This is a genomic window from Nocardia amamiensis (genome assembly GCF_015477605.1).
Classification (GTDB): Bacteria; Actinomycetota; Actinomycetes; order Mycobacteriales; family Mycobacteriaceae; genus Nocardia; species Nocardia amamiensis_A.
The window spans coordinates 1-829 of sequence record NZ_JADLQX010000183.1 but is presented as its reverse complement, the minus strand read 5'-3'; the positions used below and the strand labels follow the sequence as shown (position 1 = coordinate 829).

General features: G+C 68.8%; 1 protein-coding gene. It reads right to left on the bottom strand.

Annotation, left to right across the window (positions count from 1 at the left end):
* On the bottom strand, positions 1–647 hold a 647-nt coding region (locus tag IU459_RS37365; protein WP_195134286.1), incomplete at its 3' end, for an IS4 family transposase.
* Positions 648–829: the final 182 nt, after the last annotated feature.

Below are 829 nucleotides of genomic sequence, written 5' to 3'. Positions count from 1 at the left end.
GCCTGATAAGTGATCAACAGGGCGTAGACCTCCTGCGCGACCCCGACCGGAGTGCGGGCACGCAGCACCCGCCCACCGAGAATGGTCGATTTCAGCTCGAAATAGCTGGTTTCGATCTCCCACCGTTGATGGTAGAGATCAACCAATTCCTTTGCAGGGTAACGCTTGTCGTCGGTCAGGCTGGTGATCAGCCGGTAGCGCTCGACCCGCCGGGGCCCGTCGGCGCAGCGGACGGCGATCTCGGCGTCGATCACGCGCACGGTTGCCGTGCCGACGCGAGTCAGCCATGATCCGTCGCTGCACCGCGTGATCGCGGGCACGCGCCGGTTGAGCTTGGCCCGGATCAGCAGATCCGCGCCGGTGCCGGTGATCTGCTCGATCAACGCGGTGACCGCGAAGTTCCGGTCGGCCAGCAGCAACATGCCCGGCCGCAGGCACCCGGAAAGCCTTGGCGCGTACGCTGTCTCGGCCGTGCGCAACGGGCCGAACACGACATCGACGACGGTGCGGGTGCCACACGTCACCACCGCGAGCAACCGCAGCATCGGATAACCCGCTTGGGCGTGGCCGCCACCGTGACGACCGAAAGCGGCCACGTTGGCCGCGCTGTCGGGCACGAAGAGGCTGGTGCCGTCGATCGCGGACACCAGCCGTCCCCCGCCACCGCACCGCTCCGGCGGCAGGCCCGCGCACCAGGTCGAACAACACCTGCAAGGGTTTGGGGCCCACCCGCCGCAGCGCCTGCGACAGCGCCGAGGAACCCGGGCACCCGCCCGCACCACCAGCCAGCCCGGCACACAACCGCGCCCACACCTGCCGATACCCGACA